16 protein-coding genes are annotated in these 18257 nt (G+C 70.5%); 9 read left to right on the top strand and 7 right to left on the bottom strand.

All coding sequences use genetic code 11. The features are described 5' to 3' along the window. Positions 1-130: 130 nt before the first annotated feature. On the bottom strand, positions 131-322 hold the full coding sequence (locus tag K8640_RS19830) for a hypothetical protein (RefSeq protein WP_046715856.1): 192 nt from the start codon (positions 320-322) through the stop codon (positions 131-133). Between the two features lie 249 nt (positions 323-571). Between K8640_RS19830 and pip the strand changes: the two genes are divergently transcribed. Both pip and K8640_RS19820 read left to right on the top strand, forming a co-directional pair. Continuing rightward, a complete protein-coding gene (pip, locus tag K8640_RS19825) occupies positions 572-1540 on the top strand; it encodes a prolyl aminopeptidase (RefSeq protein ID WP_223748434.1) in 969 nt (322 codons plus the stop codon). A gap of 75 nt (positions 1541-1615) precedes the next feature. Further along, positions 1616-2059, top strand: a complete 444-nt coding sequence (locus K8640_RS19820) for a DUF697 domain-containing protein (RefSeq protein ID WP_223748433.1) — start codon at positions 1616-1618, stop codon at positions 2057-2059. Here K8640_RS19820 and K8640_RS19815 read toward each other — a convergent pair whose 3' ends face one another. Then, complete coding sequence (locus K8640_RS19815; protein ID WP_223748432.1) at positions 2060-3451, bottom strand: M20/M25/M40 family metallo-hydrolase; 1392 nt, start codon at positions 3449-3451, stop codon at positions 2060-2062. 82 nt (positions 3452-3533) lie between these two features. Here K8640_RS19815 and K8640_RS19810 point away from each other — a divergent pair, with 82 nt between their 5' ends. From K8640_RS19810 to K8640_RS19800, 3 genes are all read left to right on the top strand, one after another. Beyond that, positions 3534-3908, top strand: a complete 375-nt coding sequence (locus K8640_RS19810) for a response regulator (protein WP_046715860.1) — start codon at positions 3534-3536, stop codon at positions 3906-3908. A gap of 16 nt (positions 3909-3924) precedes the next feature. Continuing rightward, entirely contained in the window at positions 3925-5106 is a 1182-nt protein-coding gene (locus K8640_RS19805; protein ID WP_223748431.1) for a TIGR02266 family protein, read from the top strand. A 236-nt stretch (positions 5107-5342) separates the two neighbouring features. After that, a complete protein-coding gene (locus K8640_RS19800; RefSeq protein WP_370640366.1) occupies positions 5343-6983 on the top strand; it encodes an ATP-binding protein in 1641 nt (546 codons plus the stop codon). On the opposite strand, the gene K8640_RS19795 is transcribed toward K8640_RS19800, so the two are convergent. Further along, positions 6961-7851 carry an oxidoreductase gene (locus K8640_RS19795; protein WP_223748429.1) on the bottom strand — a complete coding sequence of 297 codons (891 nt, stop codon included), beginning with the start codon at positions 7849-7851 and terminating at the stop codon, positions 6961-6963. The genes K8640_RS19800 and K8640_RS19795 overlap by 23 nt on opposite strands. Positions 7852-8154: 303 nt before the next feature. Here K8640_RS19795 and K8640_RS19790 point away from each other — a divergent pair, with 303 nt between their 5' ends. Then, positions 8155-8907 (top strand): 1-acyl-sn-glycerol-3-phosphate acyltransferase, encoded by a 753-nt coding sequence (locus K8640_RS19790; protein ID WP_141331553.1) that lies wholly within the window; start codon positions 8155-8157, stop codon positions 8905-8907. A 195-nt stretch (positions 8908-9102) separates the two neighbouring features. After that, entirely contained in the window at positions 9103-10290 is a 1188-nt protein-coding gene (locus K8640_RS19785; RefSeq protein WP_223748428.1) for a class I SAM-dependent RNA methyltransferase, read from the top strand. A gap of 160 nt (positions 10291-10450) precedes the next feature. Here the strand turns inward: K8640_RS19785 and K8640_RS19780 are convergent, their stop codons facing one another. Both K8640_RS19780 and K8640_RS19775 read right to left on the bottom strand, forming a co-directional pair. Beyond that, positions 10451-11359: a hypothetical protein gene (locus K8640_RS19780; protein ID WP_223748427.1), complete on the bottom strand. Its 909-nt coding sequence runs from the start codon at positions 11357-11359 to the stop codon at positions 10451-10453. A gap of 86 nt (positions 11360-11445) precedes the next feature. Then, complete coding sequence (locus K8640_RS19775) at positions 11446-12978, bottom strand: matrixin family metalloprotease (RefSeq protein WP_223748426.1); 1533 nt, start codon at positions 12976-12978, stop codon at positions 11446-11448. 184 nt (positions 12979-13162) lie between these two features. Here K8640_RS19775 and K8640_RS19770 point away from each other — a divergent pair, with 184 nt between their 5' ends. Together K8640_RS19770 and K8640_RS19765 are read left to right on the top strand one after the other, a co-directional pair. Then, a complete protein-coding gene (locus tag K8640_RS19770) occupies positions 13163-14443 on the top strand; it encodes an APC family permease (protein ID WP_223748425.1) in 1281 nt (426 codons plus the stop codon). A gap of 63 nt (positions 14444-14506) precedes the next feature. After that, complete coding sequence (locus K8640_RS19765; RefSeq protein WP_223748424.1) at positions 14507-16333, top strand: RluA family pseudouridine synthase; 1827 nt, start codon at positions 14507-14509, stop codon at positions 16331-16333. 321 nt (positions 16334-16654) lie between these two features. On the opposite strand, the gene K8640_RS19760 is transcribed toward K8640_RS19765, so the two are convergent. Together K8640_RS19760 and K8640_RS19755 are read right to left on the bottom strand one after the other, a co-directional pair. Continuing rightward, complete coding sequence (locus tag K8640_RS19760; RefSeq protein ID WP_255653271.1) at positions 16655-17455, bottom strand: SAM-dependent methyltransferase; 801 nt, start codon at positions 17453-17455, stop codon at positions 16655-16657. 113 nt (positions 17456-17568) lie between these two features. Further along, positions 17569-18132 (bottom strand): NifU family protein, encoded by a 564-nt coding sequence (locus K8640_RS19755; protein WP_141331543.1) that lies wholly within the window; start codon positions 18130-18132, stop codon positions 17569-17571. Positions 18133-18257: the final 125 nt, after the last annotated feature.

Genomic DNA, 18257 nt, shown 5'->3' with positions numbered 1-18257 from the left:
TGACGCGCCCCGGAGTCGCCTCTGGGGCACGTCGAAGGGGTTCAGCCTCCGGTGGGAGCCCCTCTCGAGCACTCACGCGGCTCGCGCGTCGTCATGCCCGCGAGGAATGGCCGCCTGCGCGGTCGAGGTGCTACGGACGGGCCTGCGCGTAGGCGCCGGTGAGCACGTCGAGCATGTGGCGGAAGGACTTCACCTGGTCCTTGGCGACGGTGAGCGCGCCCTGGGCGAGGACGGTGGCCTGGACGCGGACCAGGGTGGTGAGGTGGGTCGACGTGTCCTGCGCATTCTTCCGAGGGGGGTTCATCAGGGAAGCGATGTTCATGGAACGCTCCGGGGTGTGGAGTTGCGCGCAGCATCCACCACCCCCGCAAACACCACGTCGCACGCGGGCAACTTCGCCGTCACATCGCGCCTGGCGCGCCCCGGAGCCTGGGGGCTGTGCCCTGCCTGACAGTCTCCACGCCGAGCGAGAGGACACGCGAACACCCGCGCATGCGGGCCTAGGGCGTGGCGTCGCGGGAGCCGCGCGCATCCGCTAGCGTTCGGGCTCTCTCGCAGTCCCGGAAGGCGCATGTCCGTCCCGTCCCGGTCGTCGCGGACGCTGTACCCACCCGTGGAGCCCTACCGCATGGGCCGCCTGCGGGTGTCCCCGCTCCACGAGCTGTACTTCGAGGAGAGCGGCAATCCCCAGGGCAAGCCCGTGGTGTTCGTCCATGGGGGCCCGGGTGGCGGCACGGATGCGCGGCAGCGGCGCTTCTTCGACCCGGCCGCGTACCGCATCATCCTGTTCGACCAGCGGGGCTGTGGCCGCAGCACGCCGCACGCGAGCCTCGAGGAGAACACCACGTGGGACCTGGTGGCGGACCTGGAGCGGCTGCGCGAGCACCTGGGCGTCGAGCGGTGGATGCTCTTCGGGGGCTCGTGGGGCAGCACGTTGTCGCTCGCCTACGCGCAGGCGCATCCGGAGCGCGTCACGGAGCTGGTGCTGCGAGGCATCTTCCTGTTGCGCAAGCAGGAGCTGGACTGGTTCTACCAGCGGGGCGCGAGCGCGCTGTTCCCGGAGGCCTGGGAGGAGTACCTCGCGCCCATTCCCATCGAGGAGCGGCAGGACTTGCTGGGCGCGTACCACCGCCGCCTGACGAGCGCGGACATGGCGGTCCGGCTGGAGGCCGCGCGGGCGTGGAGCGTGTGGGAGGCGCACACCAGCTACCTGCATCCCAACCCGGAGCTGGTGGCGCGCAACAGCACGGGGGACTTCGCGTTGGCGTTCGCGCGCATCGAGTGCCACTACTTCTTCCATCGCGGGTTCCTGCGCTCGGACACGCAGCTGCTGGAGGACGTGCCGCGCATCCGTCACATCCCGGCGGTCATCGTGCAGGGGCGATACGACGTGGTGTGTCCGCCGGAGAGCGCGTGGGCGTTGCATCGTGCGTGGCCGGAGGCGAGGTTCGTGATGGTGCCGGACGCGGGGCACTCGGCGAACGAGCCGGGGACGACGGCGGCGCTGTTGGAGGCCACGGACCGCTTCCGTCCAGGGTGAGGGGGCGCCGCGTGCTTTCGCGCGGCCCGGGGAGTCCCTAAGGTGGGGAGGAGCCAGTCCTCGGGAGACGAGCACATGTCAGCAGAGAAGGCCGCGCGAAGCTGGGTGGAGGAGAGTGCGTTGAGGGCCGCGGGGGCCGCCGCGCTGCCCATCCCGGTGCCGGGCGCGCACACGGCGCTCACGTCCGCCATCGAGGCGTACATGATTTTTCACGTGGCGGGCATCTACGGAGAGAAGCTCAGCCTGGGTGAGTCGCTCGGGCTGATTCCGACGCTGGGCGCGGGCATCGTGGCGCGCAAGGCGGCCAGCTCCATCGTGGGCGAGACGGTGGGCTGGATTCCGGTCGCGGGCTGGTTGCTCAAGGGCGCGGCCAGCGGCGGCACCGCGTTCGCGATGGGCGTGGCGGCGGTGACGTACTTCGAGAAGAAGTACCCCGGCCGCGAGGCCGTGCCCTTCGAGACCGTGTCCATCAAGGAATGGGTGAAGGCGGCGCTCGCGCACCTGGGGTTCAGGAAGTAGTCACCGCGCGGTGAGCGCCCGCGCCAGCTCCTCGTAGATGTGGATGGCGCTGCGGATGGACTTCTCCCAGTCGCCCACGTGGAGGCTCTCGTTCTCCGAGTGGGCGTACGTGTACGGGTCCTCCACGCCGATGAGCAGCGCGGGCACACCGCCCAGCTCCCGCGCGAACGGCTCCACGAACGGAATGGACGCGCCACAGCCGATGGCCACCGCCTTCGTCCCGTACCCCTTCTCCAGCGCGCGGAACGCCGCCTGGAACGCCGGATGCGACGGGTCCGTGTACCACCACCCCGACGCGCCCTCGGTCTGGAACTCCACCTCCAGCCCCCACGGGCACACCTTGCGCAGGTGCTCCTTCAACCGCCGCTCCACGTCCGCCGGGTCCAGGTCCGGAACGATGCGGATGCCCACGCGCGCCCACGCCGCGTCGCAGATGATGTTGCGCGCGTCCTTCCGACTGCTGGCCTGGATGGCGTTGATGGCGATGCTCGGCTGACGCCAGTTCGTCTCGTACGGGTGCCGCCCGCCCAGCACCTCCACCCCCGGCAACAACCCCACCTGCTCGCGGAACGTCGCCTCGTCCCCCGGCAACGACTGGATGCTCGCGCGCTCCCCCGCCGTCAGCGGCTTCACCTTCTCACCCAACCCTTCAATCGCGATGGAGCCGTCCGCGTGCGTCAGCGTCGCCAGCATCCGGCACAGCGCCATCACCGGGTCCGGCACCGGCCCACCCCACATCCCCGAGTGCACCGCCTGCTTGAGCCCCCGCACCTCCACGTCCACCGTGACCAGCCCCCGCAGCGCCGTGGTGATGGACGGCAGCCCCGTGTCGAAGTTCGACGTGTCCGTCAGCACAATCGCGTCCGCCTGCAACAGCGCCGCGTGCCGACGCAGGAACTCCGACAGATGCCCGCTGCCAATCTCCTCCTCCCCCTCGATGAGCACCTTCACGTTGAGCGGCAGCTTCCCCGCGCCCCTCAACCACGCGTCCACCGCCGACGTGTGCACCACGATGCCCGCCTTGTCGTCCGCGGTGCCCCGCCCGTACAGCCGCCCGTCGCGCAACGTGGGCTCGAACGGAGGACTCTTCCAGAGCGACTCATCCCCCGCCGGCTGCACGTCGTGATGGGCATACAACAGCAACGTCGGTGCACCTGGCGCCCGCAGGACCTCCCCATACACATAGGGATGGGCATCCCCGATTTCGAGTAGCTGGATGTTTTCAAACCCACGGTCCCTCAAGAGTCGAGAAGTCGCCTCGGCGCTCTGCCGGACACGGGCGGCGTCGAAGCCGGGGAACGAGACGCTGGGTATGCGCACGAGGGCCATGAGGTCCTCGAGGTAGGCGTTCTTCTGGGACTCGAAGTGAGAGAGGGCCTGGTCAATGGACATGCTCACCCCTTAACCCAAAAAGGCAGGCAGGCGACGCAGACCCTCGCGCGGATGTTGCGCGGTCCAAGTATCATGCGGCGCCATGTCCGACACCCCGACACTGCTGCTCGTCGACGACGACAGCTTCGTGCGCCGCATCCTCAAGGACGTCATCGCCGACACGGGCATCGAGCTGCGACTGCTCGAGGCCGCCGACGGAGAAGAGGGCCTCGCGGTGGCCGCACGCGAGAAGCCCGCGGTGATGTTCCTGGACCTGTTCATGCCGAAGAAGAGCGGCCTGGAGGTGCTCGGCGCCATCAAGCAGGTGTCGCCCGGCACGCGAGTGCTCGTCATCAGCAGCATGGACGCGGAGCCCGTGGTGGAGCAGGCCATGGCCGCTGGCGCGGTGGGCTTCGTGGGTAAGCCCTTCCATCCGCTGGAAATCGCCTCGGCCGTGCGCCAGGCGTTGGCCCACTGACTTCAGAGGTGTCTGCGTGTCGTCTCCTGCTGTCGGTTACTGGGTAGCGGACAATCTCGGCCGCGTACTGGGGCCCATCGCCCTCCAGGCCCTGCGCGAGCTGATTGCCTCCGGTCGGATGAAGGCCGCCGTGCGCGCGTCGCGCGATGGCACCCAATGGGTGGCCCTCCAGGAGCTGCCGGAGCTGGCGGACCTGTTCACCGCCGCGCGCCCGTCACAGTCGGTGGAGCAGCAGCAGGCCGAGCGCCTGCGCACCCAGCTCAAGGGGCTGCAGAACCTGCCTCCACACGAGGTCTTCGGCGCCAAGCCCTCGTCCTCGCTCGACGAGGTGCGCCTGGCCTTCTTCCGCATGGCCAAGCGCTTCGCACCCGAGCACCTGGCCCCGGAGACGCATCCGGAGCTGCGCAAGGTGTCCGCGGAGATCTTCGACTTCCTGTCGCGCTGCATGCGCGAGGTGGAGGTCCTCTACTCGCAAGGCGCCTACCAGCAGGCCCGCCCGGTGCCGCCCCGGCTGGACATGAACGGGCCCCTGCCGCCCGCGCCTCCGCCCTCGATTGCCCCCGCGTACGCGCCGCCGCCGGTGGCCGCGCCCGTCCATGCGCCGCCGCCCGTGGCCGCCCCCGCGTACGCGTCGCCGCCGGTGGCGGTCGCCGCCAGGCCCCAGCCGCCGCCGCAGCCCGCGCCGCCGCCGCGTCCGCCGCCGCCGGTGATGCAGCCCTCGGCGCCGGTGGCGGCCCGGGTGCCCGCCGCGCCGCCGGTGCAGCGCACGCACACCCTGCCGCCGCCGCAGCCCGCGCCGCCGCCCCCGGCCGTGCCCCTGAGGCGGGCCGCCGCCGCGCCCACCTATTCCAGCGCGGAGTTCGTGGGGTTGGAGCGCCGCCAGGATGATCGCATCCACGCGGACGTGAAGGTGTCGATGCAGAACACCGGCATCTTCACGGACCACCGCATCATCAACCTGTCCTCCGGCGGCCTGTTCATCGCGACGGACAAGCCGCTGCGGCTGGGCACGCTGGTGGAGCTGACGTTGCGCTTCGATGACCCGTCGCGCGTGATGACGCTGCGCAGCTCGGTCATCTGGGAGAACTCGCTGGACGACGGGAAGAACCCTCGCGGCTACGGCTTGCGGCTCAGCAGCCTCCGCAAGGAGGAGCGCGAGTTCATCCAGCAGTTCGTCAGCCGCAAGCCCCCGAAGTAGGCCCGAGCGGTAGGGGCCGCTCGGACAGGACGCCTAGAGCAGCTGTCCGAGCAGCACCGCGCCCGTCATCACGAAGGTCGCCATCACCGCCATCACCGCCTTGAGCTCCAGGTCATCGCGGCCCATCACATTCATGAAGTTGTTCATGGTGTCCTCCGTCCCTCGTGTTGCCCCCTCCCCCTTTCCTACGGGACACCGCGCCGACGATTGCATCCCCCCTCCCGACGCCCTCCAGGATGACCTCCGTGCCTCCCGACGCCCCCGCCACGCCTCCTGACTACTGGCTGCTCGACGGGCTGCCCACCGCCGCGTCCGTCATCCGGGGAGAGCAGGTCCTGGTGGCCAACCAGGCCATGGCCTCGCTGCTGGGAATCTCCCTCGAGGAGCTGAAGGCCACGCCCGTCTCCGCCCACATCGCGCGCTTCATCTCCGCCGAGCGCGGCTGGGTGGAGGCCTTCCACGAGGCGCTCGTGCGCGACGGCAACCGTCCCGAGCATCCCCTCTGGCTGCGCATGCGCCGCGCGGATGGACAGGAGCGCACGCTGACGGCCACGTACGCGCCCGGCGCGTCGCCGGACGAGACGGTGGTGCTGCTGCACGACGCGGGAGGCGAGGACACCGCGCGCCGGCTCACCGAGGCCCTGGGCGCCGCCGCCACGGAGCTGCTCCACGCCCGGGACGAGCACGAGGTGCTGGAGACGGCGGTGGAGGCCGTGCACCGCCAGGGCTTCTACGCGGCCATCCTCCTGGTGGAGGGCGACACCTTCCGGCACGGGCCCATGCGGCAGGAGCCCGAAATCGTCGCGCTGGCCGAGCGCAAGTACGGCATGCCCGTCACCCAGGTGCGGCTGCCGCTCACCACCCTCCCCCATCTGGCGGAGGTGCTCTCGCGGCGCAAGGCGGCCTTCCATCAGGACGCGCTCGGCGCGGCCCACCGCATCCACAGCAGCGAGGTCTTCGAGGACATCCAGCGGGCCTACCCTCCCGGCATCCGCGCGCTGGACGCGCCCATCTTCGTGGAGGGCCAGCCCTTCGGCATCCTCTCCGCGCAGGGCTTGAACCTCACGCCCGCCGCCGCGAGCACGCTGGAGCTGTTCGCGCAGATGGTGGGCGGCGTGCTGGAGAACGTGCGCCACCACCGCGTCGCCTCACAGCGGTTGGAGGAGGTGTCACGGCTGCAGGACGAGTTGGTGGCGCAGGAGCGGCTGATGGTGCTGGGCGAGGCCGCGGGCGTGGTCGCGCACGAGGTGCGCAACCCCCTGGGCGCCATCCTCAACGCGGTGGCGGTGCTGCGGCGCGAGGCGCACCTGGGCCCCACGGGGCAGGCCGCGGTGGGCATGCTGGAGGAGGAGGCCATCCGGCTGGAGGACATCGTCCGCGACCTGCTGGACGTGGTGCGTCCGCTGGAGCCCAGGCCCCGGAGGGTCCACCTGGGCGAGCTGGTGCGGCGCGCGCTGGGGCAGATGCACGGCCCTCCGGACGCGCCCACGCTGCGCTTCACCGTGGACGAGGCTCCCGACACGCCGGAGCTGATGGGCGACGAGACGCTGCTCCAGCTCGCGGTGACGCACCTGGTGCGCAACGCGGTGCAGGCCTCGCCTCCGGGCGGGCGCGTGAAGCTGAGCGTGGAGCCCGGGGACGAGGGCGTGCGGCTGACGGTGGAGGACGAGGGCCCGGGCATCCCCGACGTGGACCCGCGCCGCGTCTTCGAGCCCTTCTTCCTCACGCGCGCCAACGGACGCGGGCTGGGGCTGGCCATCGTCAAGCGCGTGGTGCTGGCGCATGGCGGGCAGGTGCGCGCCAGTGGTCGGCCGAAGCGGGGCGCGCGCTTCGAGGTGGTGCTCCCGCTGGAGCCTACCCGTAGGTCTCCCGCCTGATGCGCTTGTCGTCGATGCCGAGCGCGTGGAGGTGGCCGAGCACCGTCTCCATGAAGCGCGGCGTCGCGGGCGTGCGCGTCTCCAGCGCCTTGCGTCGGTCCCACGGAGTAATCGCGGGGCCGCACGCGTAGACCAGGCACGTGTCGCGGTCCGGGATGAGCTCCTCGAGGAGCGCCTGGTGGACGCGGCCCTTGCGCACGTCGCCGCCGAAGCGCGACTCGTCCAGCTCGCGCGTGAGGGTGTGCACCAGCCGGACGCGGTCCGCGTGCCGCCGGGCCAGGGCCTCCAGCTCGTCGCGGTAGAGGATGTCGCTCCACGTCTTGTTGGACATGAGGACGGTGTGGCGCGTCTTCAGGCCGCGGTGCAGCGCGTCCTTGAGGATGGCGAAGTTGGGCACCGCGCCCGAGCCGGCCACCAGGTGGACGACGTGGCCCGTGCGCGTCTCCACGTCGTCGGGCAGCACGTAGGGGCCCATGAAGCCGAGCACCTTGAGGCGCGCGCCGGTGAGCCGGCCGTGGACGAGGAAGGGCGAGAGCAGCGGCGGGTAGCGGGTGAGGCCGGGGATGAACTCCTCGTCCTTCACGGTGATGGCCACGTGGCGCTCGTGGGGGGCGGAGGCCAGGGAGTAGGAGCGCTGGGGCTCCTTGCGCCCCTTCTGCTCCTGCAGGTAGGCGGACAAGCGCCCGAGCGCGGGGAACTGGTGCGGGTCGATGTTGATGAACTGGCCGGCCTTGTAGTCGGGCCGGACGTCCCCGAAGTCGAGGAAGAGGGTGGCCGTGTCGTGCGTGTCCATCCGCACATGGTCGACGGTGACCTCGTACTCCACGGGCTTCCTGCTGCGCGAGGGACTCGCTTCGGCGGCGCTCATGGCCCCTCCCTTAGCCCAAACCCGGGGTGCTCGCCGATGGGGTTGACGCGGACTGCGTGGGATACCGGTCCGTGACAGGGGCCCCGAGTGGCCCGTCCCGGAGTCGGTCCGGAGCGTTGGCTGCACGACGGGACGGCATGCGGGCAGGGGGCTGGCGCGGCGTGGGCGCTGACCGGGAAGGAGGCTGGGACTACATCTTCTGGTGGCCAGTGGTGGGGCTGAAGGATGGGTGAAAGAGGTCGGACGCCTGGGCGCCGACTTGTCCATGCTCTCAAGCCGTCCCGAGGTGGAGGCGACCGACGCGTGCTCCGCATTCTCTTTTCGCTGATGGCACGGCTGCCGGAGGGAGTCCGGCGCCACGTGGTGCGTACCCTGATGGACGGGGTGTGGGATGCCCTGGCCGACGAGGTGGTGGAGGGCCGCGGCAACCTCCCGGACGTGCCCTGTCTCTACATCTGCAACCACCTGTCGAACGCGGACGGCTTCACGCTGGACCGCGCCTTCCGTCCCCGGAAGCTGGTGTTCCTGGCGGGCGTGAAGCTGCAGGGCACGGTGATGACGCGGCTGGCCTCGGAGGTGATGGAGACGATTGCCATCAAGCCCAACTCGCCGGACATCGAGGCGATGCGGCGCGCGGTGGAGACGCTCAAGGGCGGCAGCTCGGTGCTCATCTTCCCCGAGGGCGCGCGGAGCCGGACCCACGAGCTGCTCCAGGCGAAGAAGGGCGTGGCGCTCATCGCGAAGCGCGCGGGGGTGCCCGTGGTGCCGGTGGCGCTGATGGGGACCGAGAAGCTGATGCCCATCAACGACTCGGACATGGGGGGTGAGCGGCTGTACCACGCGCAGGTCCGGGTGCGGGTGGGGCCGGCGTTCCGCATGGAGGACCTGGAGCCCGAGACCGTCGGCGCGGAGGACGCGAGGCAGGCGCTGGCGGACGCGATGATGCGCCGGGTGGCGCGGCTGCTGCCTCCCGAGTACCAGGGCGTCTACGCGAATCCCCCGACTCCGCTGTCGGTGACACGGCTGCACGAGCCGCCCTCCGCGCCAGCCCCGTGAGGGCTTGCGTGCCGGGGCCCGTGGAGCCCTGCACGGGAGCTCCACGGGCAGGACCGCGGGCCCGCATCCCGCGCCTTGGCGTGGAGGACGCGAGGCGCGAGTGATGCCCCCGCCACGGAGGGTGTCCTCGGGCGAACCCGCGCTCAGTCACTTCGGTTCGCCACGAAGCGCTCGGCCTCGGGGAGCGAGGCCGCAATGAGTCGTTGCGGTCCGCACGGGAGCACGGACAATGGGCCTCCCGTGACCAACGCCCGCGCCTCCGAGCATGTCTATGTCTCCACCCTTCCTGGACTGGAGCCCGCGCTGGAGTCGGAGTGCGCCGCGCTCGGATGGAAGCCTCGCCGCGCCGAGGGCGGTGTGGAGCTGGAGGGGCCCACCGGGCTGCATCAGGAGGCGAACCTGCGCCTGCGCACCGCCAGCCGTGTGCTGCTGCGACTGGGCGTCTTCCGGGCGAACGACGAGGATGTGCTGGTCCGGGGCCTGCGCGGACTGGAGCTGTCGCGCATCTGGGACCGTCGCTCGCCACCTCGGATGTCGGTGACGCTGAAGCGCTCGGGAGTCCCGGGCGCGGACGTGGTGATGGACGCGGCGGCGGAGGCGTGGGGCGTGGAGTCGGTGGCCCGCGCGGGGCCGCTCGACGAGGAGGGCGGTCCCGGGCTCACGTTGCTCGTGCGCGTGGAGGGCGATGTCTTCACGGTGAGCGCCGACACCAGCGGCGAGCCGCTGCATCGCCGCGGCTATCGACAGGAGATCAGCCGCGCGCCCCTGCGGGAGACGCTCGCGGCGGGCATCCTGACGCTGGCGGGCTACGACGGCGCGGAGCCGCTCGTGGACCCGATGTGCGGCTCGGGGACCTTCCTGGTGGAAGGCGCGTGGATGTCGATGAAGCGAGCGCCAGGCTTGATGCATGGCTTCGCGTTCGAATCGTTTCCGGGCTTCGATGCGAATGGCTGGGCGGAGCGCAAGGCGCGGGCGGAGTCGGAAGCGCTGGCCGCGCCACGGGGGGCCCTGCACGGCTTCGACATCAACGCGGGCTCGCTGGGAACCGCCCGAAGGAACGCGCGCCGCGCGGGCGTGACGCTCTCCCTGGAGCGCAAGGACGTGAAGACGCTGACGGCGCCCCCCGGAGGCCCCGGGCTGTTGGTGGCGAACCCGCCCTACGGCAAGCGCGTGGGCGAGGGCGAGGACCTGCCCGGGCTCTATCGGGCGATGGGCGAGACGCTCCGCAAGGGCTTCACCGGCTGGCGCGCGGCGCTGCTGGTCCCCGAGGACACGGGGCTCGTGAAGGCGCTGAACCTGCCGGAGGCGCGGAGCCTGCCCGTGCGCAACGGCGGCCTGCGCTGCAAGCTGCTCCTCACGGAGGCGCTCTCGCCGCGCCGCTGAACAACCACGCACGTGTCCCCGGGAAGTGTGGCCCTCGCGGAGAGCGCCGCCAGCGCTCCGTCCATCGACGGCCTCGCACCCCTGCCGCCTGGAGCAACGGTCTCGACCCGTGACGCGGTCTTCACCTCCGCGAGCCACCACGGAGGTTCGGCACCTCGGCTCAATCGCGGCGACGAAAGGTCACCCGGGCGACGATGGCCACCGCGACGACGATGGCGAAGAGTGAGCCCGCCCAGCCAACATGAATCGCCGAGGTGTCCGAATCCTCGACGGCCTTCGTCGCGGCCTCCGCGGGAGAAGGGGGCACCTGACGCGCTGACCCGGCATCCACTTCTCGCTCCGATGGTGCCCTGTCCTGGGCGGGCGTGGGCGCGCCCCGCGGAGCAACGACATCCGGCGTCCCGCGAGCATCTTCAGGCGTCGCTCGGGTCCCGGGCCCCACCTCCTCGACGGGAGGCTCCTCTGGCACCTTGGGCCCTGTCGCTTCGTCCGTCACCTGCAGCGCCGGGTCCGGAGGCGGGGGCTGCTGCCGCTCGAGGTCACGAGCCAGCGCGTCCTCGGGCGACTCCGGAACGGGCTTGCGGGCCTCACGCACGAAGCCCCTGAACGACGCGAGCTTCGCGGGCGAGTCCGCCTCGAACGAGCGGACGTGTACGATGAGGAAGGTCTCGCCCTGCCCCTCCACGGGCAGCAACGCCAACCCCACCGCGACTCCAGGCGGCGGCGCGTTGAAGCTCTCCGGCGTGTGAATCCCCTCCACCGTGCCGCCCACGGTCAGGATGCGCAGCCGCGCCGGCGGTGGCGCGCCATCGACGACCTCGAGGACCTCGAAGTCGCGCAGCGTGTACACCTCGCGCACCGTGATGGGGCGTCCCTGGTCGTCGAACTGTCCGCCCAGCTCGCGCCAGTGGACCGACGCCCCCTCCAGGAAGCGGCCCACCACCACCGACGTGCCCTGCCGCACGATGTCCTCGGGCGGAATCGGCCCCATGGAGGACGAAGCCCTCGCCGACACCGAAACCGCGAACAGCACCATCAGCCCAAGCCGCGTGAGCGTGGTCCCATGCATGTCAATCACTCCTCGCTTCGCACGACGAAGGAACCATGCCCCCACCCCGCCCCAGGCGGAGACGGGATGGGGCGCCCCGGAGGAACTCACTGCAGGTAGTGCGCGAAGACGAAGCTGTAGTCCCTGTGCGCGGACAACGAGGGCGTGACGAGCGAGCCCGGCGCAATCTCCGGCCCCGCCGTGCCCCACGCGGAGCCATCGTTCGGCGACGTCCGCGAGTACAGCACCCCCGCGAAGTTGGTGCCCCGGACGGCCTGATGCATGCCACTGAGGCTCTTCGCCAGCGACGGCTGGGTGCGCGTCTCATCCGTGCCGTACAGCATCCCGTCGTAGACCAGGCCCGCCCCGTCCCAGTGCAGCTTCAGCGTCCGCACCAGGTACTTCGAGTGCAGGATGTCATCGGACCAGCTGAACCCGATCCGGATGAAGCTGTTGCCGGAGCTGGTGATGGAGACCCCCGCGAGCGCCCGATAGTAGGCAGGCACCGGCACCACGACCTCCGGCCCCCAGTTCCAGCCGCCGTTGGTGGAGACGCGCGTCACCACCTGACCGTCATTGTTGGGATTGGCGCGGTCGAGCTTCGCGTACGCGAGAATCCACACGGTGTCGGTCAGCTTGTGCACCGCCGGCGTGCCGATGGTGGTGGCGCCGGCGACGTTGCCCACACCGAACCAGCTGACGCCTCCGTCGGTGGACTTGACCATGCGGATCTGCATGGCGTCGTTGAGCGGGTCCACCCACGCCATGATGTAGTCATTGTTCCAGCCATGGCCGGTGGTGCCGTAGATGCTGCGCTCGCCGCCGAAGACGAACCACTTGCTGGTGTCATAGACGGAGCCGTCCGAGTTGCCGCGAATCCACTGCGGGTTCTTCCCCGCGCCCGTGTAGAAGAACACCGTCTGGCTGGTGTCCCGCAGCGCCGTCGGGTCGATGGACGTCGTCACGCCGATGCCGGAGAGGTTCGTGGGGAAAGCGCTCCAGGAGACGCCGTTGTCCGTGGAGCGCTTCATGTAGACGCGGTCGTAATCCCGCGCACCGTAGAGCGCGCGCACGTCCGTGTAGTCCTTCGTCGTCGGGCCATGGCGCATGCCCGCATGCACCGAGGGGAACATCACCGCCGTGGTGATGCCGTCCTCGTGGTCCAGGCCGAACGCATGCCCGAACTCGTGGATGGCCACGCCCTGCATGTCGATGGCGCCCGTGGTGTTGCGGTGCGGCGTGAAGGTCCAGGGCGTCCCGTTGGAGCTCTTGCGGTGGAAGATGATGGTGATGGCGCTGCCCGTCCCGAAGGTGGAGGCCACCCGGGAGCCATCGCCGTGCTTCTCGTTCATCTGCACGATGATTTCGCCCGACGACGCCACCGTGCGCGTCGTGTAGCCATAGACGGCGGGCTTGAGTCGGAAGGCGCCGATGGTGCGCCACTTCACGATGGCGTTGTAGAGACAGGACATGAAGGGGTCACGCCAACTGGCCGGAATCCCTTGCGCCTCGAAGCTGTCCCAGTTCACCCAGATGGGAACTTCGGCATCCTGATTGTAGATACGGACATCCGCGCGGGCTGACGTGGAGGACAACACCACGACACCCGCAAGCACTGCGCCCCACCAATTCGAGGACATTCTTTCCCCCTCGTGTTCGAGTCGTGCAGCAACGCGTGAACGGGCAGTCCGCGAGACCTTCGCCAAGGACTCGACGAAACAGGCGGCGACGCACGTATGCTTCCTGCTCCCACCCTGTCAGCACCCCCGGGCGCCCCACCCCACCATGACGACTGGAAGCGATTCGAGTCCCCAAGACGTTGGCATGCGGCGCGCCGTCTCCCGCTGGGAGCTGGTGGGCTTCTCCATCAATGACGTCATCGGCAGCGGGGTGTACCTGCTGCCCGCGGCGGCCGCGGCGAACCTGGGCTCCGCGAGCACCGGCGCCGTGGTGCTCGCCGGGCTGGCCGTGCTGCTGCTCGTGCTCTGCTTCGCGGAGGCCGCCAGCTACTTCGACAAGCCCGGCAGCGCGTACCTCTACACGCGCGAGGCCTTCGGCGAGCTGGTGGGCTTCCAGGTCGGGTGGATGACGTGGCTGGCCCGCGTCGCCTCGGTGGCCTCGCTGTCGGTCGGCTTCTCCCGGGCGCTCGGCTACCTGTGGCCCGGCGCCAATGCGGGCTTCGGTCAGAGCCTGGCCATCGCGATTCCGCTGCTCGCGCTCACGGCCATCAACGTCGTCGGGGTGAAGAGCGGCGCTCGCACCGCGGTCTTCCTGGCCATCACCAAGACGGTGCCGCTGCTGGTCTTCATCGGCGTGGGCATCTTCTTCGTGTCGGCGCCGCTGGCGACCTCCGTGGAGCCCAAGAGCACCGGCAGCCTGGGCGCCGCGGTGCTGCTGCTCCTGTTCGCGTATGCGGGCTTCGAGAACACGGCCGCGCCCGCGGGGGAGTTCAAGAACCCGCGCCGCGACGTGCCCTTCGCGCTCATCGTGCAGATTGGCGTCGTCACGCTCATCTACACCGCGGTGCAGTGGGTGGCGCTGGGGACGTTGCCCGGGGTGGTGGACGCGAAGACGCCGCTGGCCGACGCCGCCGCGAGGTTCCTCGGGGGCTGGGGCGGCCTGATGATGACGGTGGGCGGCGCGCTGTCGATCCTGGGCACCAACAGCAACACGGTGCTCGCGGGGCCTCGGTATCTGTATGCGCTCGCGCGGGATGGCTTCGGGCCCGCGGTGCTCGCCACGCTGCACCCGCGCTTCCGCACGCCCACGGCGGCCATCCTGGTACAGACGGGCATCGCGTTGCCGTTGGCGTTCTCGGGCTCGTTCGAGGTGCTCGCCACGTTGTCCGTGGTGGCCCGGCTGGCCACGTACTTCGGCACGGCGGTGGCCGTCCCGGTGCTGCGCCGCAAGCTCCAGCAGCCGGCCAACGCGTTCCGCATCCCCGGCGGGCCGGTGATTCCCATCGCGGCGGCGTCGCTGTGTGTCGTGTTCGCGCTGAGCGCGGAGAAGAAGAACCTCATCGCGGGGGCCATCGCGCTCGGGGTCGGCTTCGTGCTGTATCGCTTCCAGCGGCGGCCCGCGGAGGAGAAGGTCGCGCTCGAGTAGGTCCGTCGCCGGGTGCCCAGGCCCGTTCCCCGTGGGCCTGGGTTTCGTGTTAGCGGTGGCGACGTGGACGACGCGCGCATCACCCTGCTCGACCCAGGATGGGAGGCGCCTCTCGACGGGGGCGGCCTGCCGAGCCCGTTCGATGAGCTGGGCCCCTCGCCGCTGGCGAGGCAGGCAGCGGAGGTGTTGCAGCGCGAGCTTCGTGAGGGGTGGGTGGCTCCGGGCGTCCCCACGCCGCCGCTGGAGGGCCGCGAGGGCGGGAAGATGTTCGGCGTCCTGGTGGTGCGCCTGTCCGATGGGCGTCTGGGGTTCCTCCGGGCCTTCTCGGGGATGCTCGCTGGACACTGGGACGTGGAGGGGTATGTGCCTCCGCTGTTCGACCGTGCGGCGCGAGCGAGCCTTGAGCCCCAGGGCGAGGCCACCGTGAAGGCGCTCCTCGCCCGCGCGGAGACCATGCGGGCCTCTCCCGAGCTGCTGACCCTGCGGGCAGCACATGCGGAGCAATCCGCGAGACACGCGGCGGAGCTCGCGGCGCTGCGTGAGCGGCACGAGGTCCGACGAAAGCAGCGGCATGCACGCAGGGCGGAGCTGACCGGGGCATCCTCGAAGCGTCCACAACAGGTGCCCAGCGCATCAAGCCGTGACGATGGAGCCGCGCCGGCATGGGTGGATCGTCCGGGTGGAACGGTGGAGTCACCCGCCTCGCGCCCGGCCGAGAGTCATGGCGAGGGTGCCACTCCGGAGGCTGCCACCCAGGCAGCGGCGCTGCGCACCAGTCTTCACGCGCTCGACCAGGAGAGCCGTGGCGACAAGGCCGAGCGACGACGCCTGGAGACCACCCATGCTTCAGAGCGAAGCAGCCTCGAGCCGAAGCTGCTGCGTCTGGAGCGTCGGCTTCGCGCACTAGACCGGCTGCGCCACATGGTGAGCCGCGCCGTCATGCGGCGCATCCACGACACCTACGTCATCACCAATGCGCGTGGAGAGCGCCGCCTCCTGCGCGGCCTCTACGAGCGAGCCCAGCCGCCCTCGGGCGCCGCCGACTGCGCCGCGCCCAAGCTGCTCGCATATGCACGGGCTCACGGGCTGCGTCCCGTCGCGCTCGCGGAGTTCTGGTGGGGCGCGCCGCCTCCCTCCGGAGGACGAGTCACCGGCGCGTACTACGCGGCCTGTCGCGACAAGTGCGGCCCCCTGTTGCCCTTCATGCTGGAGGGACTCCACGTCGCGCCACCAAGGACCTTCACGCCTCCGTCCACCACTCCAGGCGCACTGAGCATCCTGTTCGAGGACCGCTGGCTCGTGGTCATCGCCAAGCCCCATGGGCTGCTCTCCGTTCCCGGGCGCGAGGCCTCGCTGAGCGACTCGGTCCTCACGCGACTGCGGGCACGCCATCCCGACGCCACCGGTCCCCTGCTCGTGCACCGGCTGGACCTGGACACCTCCGGGCTGCTCGTCGCCGCGCTCGATGCGCGCACGCACTCGGCGCTGCAACGCCAGTTCGTCCACCGCGAGGTGCACAAGCGCTACGTGGCCTGGGTCGACGGCATCGTCACCGGGGAAGAGGGTCGCATCGACTTCCCGATGCGCGTCGACCTCGACGACAGGCCCCGACAGATTCACGACCCCATCCACGGCAAGCCCGCCGTGACGGAGTGGCGTGTGCTGGAGCGTCGCGGCGGTCGGACGCGCGTGGCCCTCTTCCCACTCACGGGCAGGACGCACCAACTCCGCGTCCACGCCGCGCATCCGCTCGGCCTCGGCGCGCCCATCGTCGGCGACCGGCTCTACGGCCGCGACGGCGAGCGGCTCATGCTCCACGCGGAGTCACTCACCCTCCTGCATCCAGGGACCGGTGAGCGCGTGACTTTCGACTGCCCCGCGCCCTTCTGACCAAGGCGGCGCATCACCGACACCGAGCGCTCCTCGCTCCTCGCTCGCCGAGATGACTACGCCCCAGCGCGCCGAGCAGCACTCGCGGCCTCGGTGTCTCCGCCGCAGGAGCGGTGCCCGATGGCCTCGCTTTTCGGACTCCTTGGCTCAACGCATCGCGGGCCAACACCGCGCGCGGCGCCCGACGACCTCGCTTTTCGGACTCCTTGGCTCAACGCATCGCGGGCCAACACCGCGAGCGGCGCCCGACGGCCTCGCCTTTCGGACGCCTCAGCTCATCGCGAGGCCAACGCCGCGAGCAGCACTCGCGGCCTCGGCGCATCAACCCTCGGACGGCACCGGAGCCTCCTCGACGGGAGCCTCCGCCACGGGCTCCGCGGGCAGCTCCGTCGCACCCGACGCCGCGGGCTTCACGCCCAGCTCCCGCGTCAGCTTCGGGTTCACACCCGTCTCCGCCAGCAGCCGCTCCAACTGCACCCGCGCCCGGCGATTGTCCCGGTGCACGCGCCGCCCGAGGATGAGCTCGTTCTTCAACGAGTGCTCCCACCCCGTCAGCTCCGTCACCGTCACCTGGTACCCGAACGCCTCCAACGTCAGCGCGCGGACCACGTTCGTCAGATGCGAGCCGAACTCGCGACGGTGCCACGGGTGCGCATACAACAGCCCCATGCTCCCCTTCCCCGCCGCCCGCTGCTCCTTGAGCTGCGCCGCCACCTCGGCCTGACAGCACGGCACCACCGCCACGTGGTCCGCCCCGTGACGAATCGCCGCGATGAGCGCGTCGTCCGTGGCCGTGTCACACGCGTGCAGCGCCATCAGCAGGTGGATGCGCTCCGGATACGCCGCCTGGTCGATGTGCGCCGTCTGGAACGTCATCCGAGAGAAGCCCAGCCGCTCCGCGCGCCCCTTCGCGCGCTCCGTCAGCTCCGGCCGCCCCTCCACCGACAACAGCGTGCCCCCGGCCGCGTCCTTCAGGAACAGCTCGTAGAGCACGAACCCCAGGTACGCATTGCCGCTGCCCGCGTCCACGAACACCGCGGACTCCGGATGGCGAGCCTTCACGTCCTCCACCGCCGGACGCATCAGCCCCATCAGGTGGTTGACCTGCTTGAGCTTGCGCAGCGCGTCCGCGTTGAGGTGCCCCTCGCGCGTGAGCAGGTGCAGCTCGCGCAACAGCGCCTTCGACTGGTCCGGCAGGAGCTCCCGCCGGACCTGCGACGCCTTGACGTTGCGCCTCAGACGGACACCACTTCGAGCACCTCGGGGATGATCTCCCGCAGACGCCCCTCGATGCCCATCTTCAACGTCGCCGTCGACGACGGACACCCCGCGCACGAGCCCTTCATGTGCAGGTACACGATGCCGTCCTCGAAGCGGTCCAGCGTGATGTCACCGCCGTCCATCGCCACCGCGGGACGAATCTCCGCGTCCAGCACCTCGCGGATGCGCGACTCCACCGAGCCCCCCCCCTCCGAGGACACCTGACGCGCCGCCGCCACCGCCGCCTCGTCCACCACCGGCTCGTTCGCCGTCAGGTGCGTGTCCAGGGTCTCCATCACCTGGTCGTTCAGCTCGTCCCACTCACCGTCCTCGCCCTTCGTCACCGTCACGAAGTTCGAGCCGATCATCACCGCCGTCACCCCGCGCACGTCCATCAGCTTGTGCGCCAGCGGCGACTTCGCCTGGGCGTCCTCACGATTCGTGATACTCACCGCGCCACCCGCCAACAGGCGCCGATCCACCACGTACTTCAGCGTGCTGGGGTTGGGGGTCCACTCAAGCTGGATGTTCACCGACATGCAGTTCTCCTCGGCCACTCCTCTAAGGCGCTCGGGGCCCCATAGCAACCCGACCCTCGGGGAATCAAACGTCCGCTCGGGCCCCTCCCACCAGGTCCCTCGCCTTCTCAACCGGAAATAAAAGA

Origin of the sequence: Myxococcus sp. XM-1-1-1 (assembly GCF_020037095.1) — a bacterium.
Lineage (GTDB): Bacteria > Myxococcota > Myxococcia > Myxococcales > Myxococcaceae > Myxococcus > Myxococcus fulvus.
The sequence above is the reverse complement of the archived record's forward strand: the minus strand, read 5'-3'. Positions and strand labels throughout refer to the sequence as shown.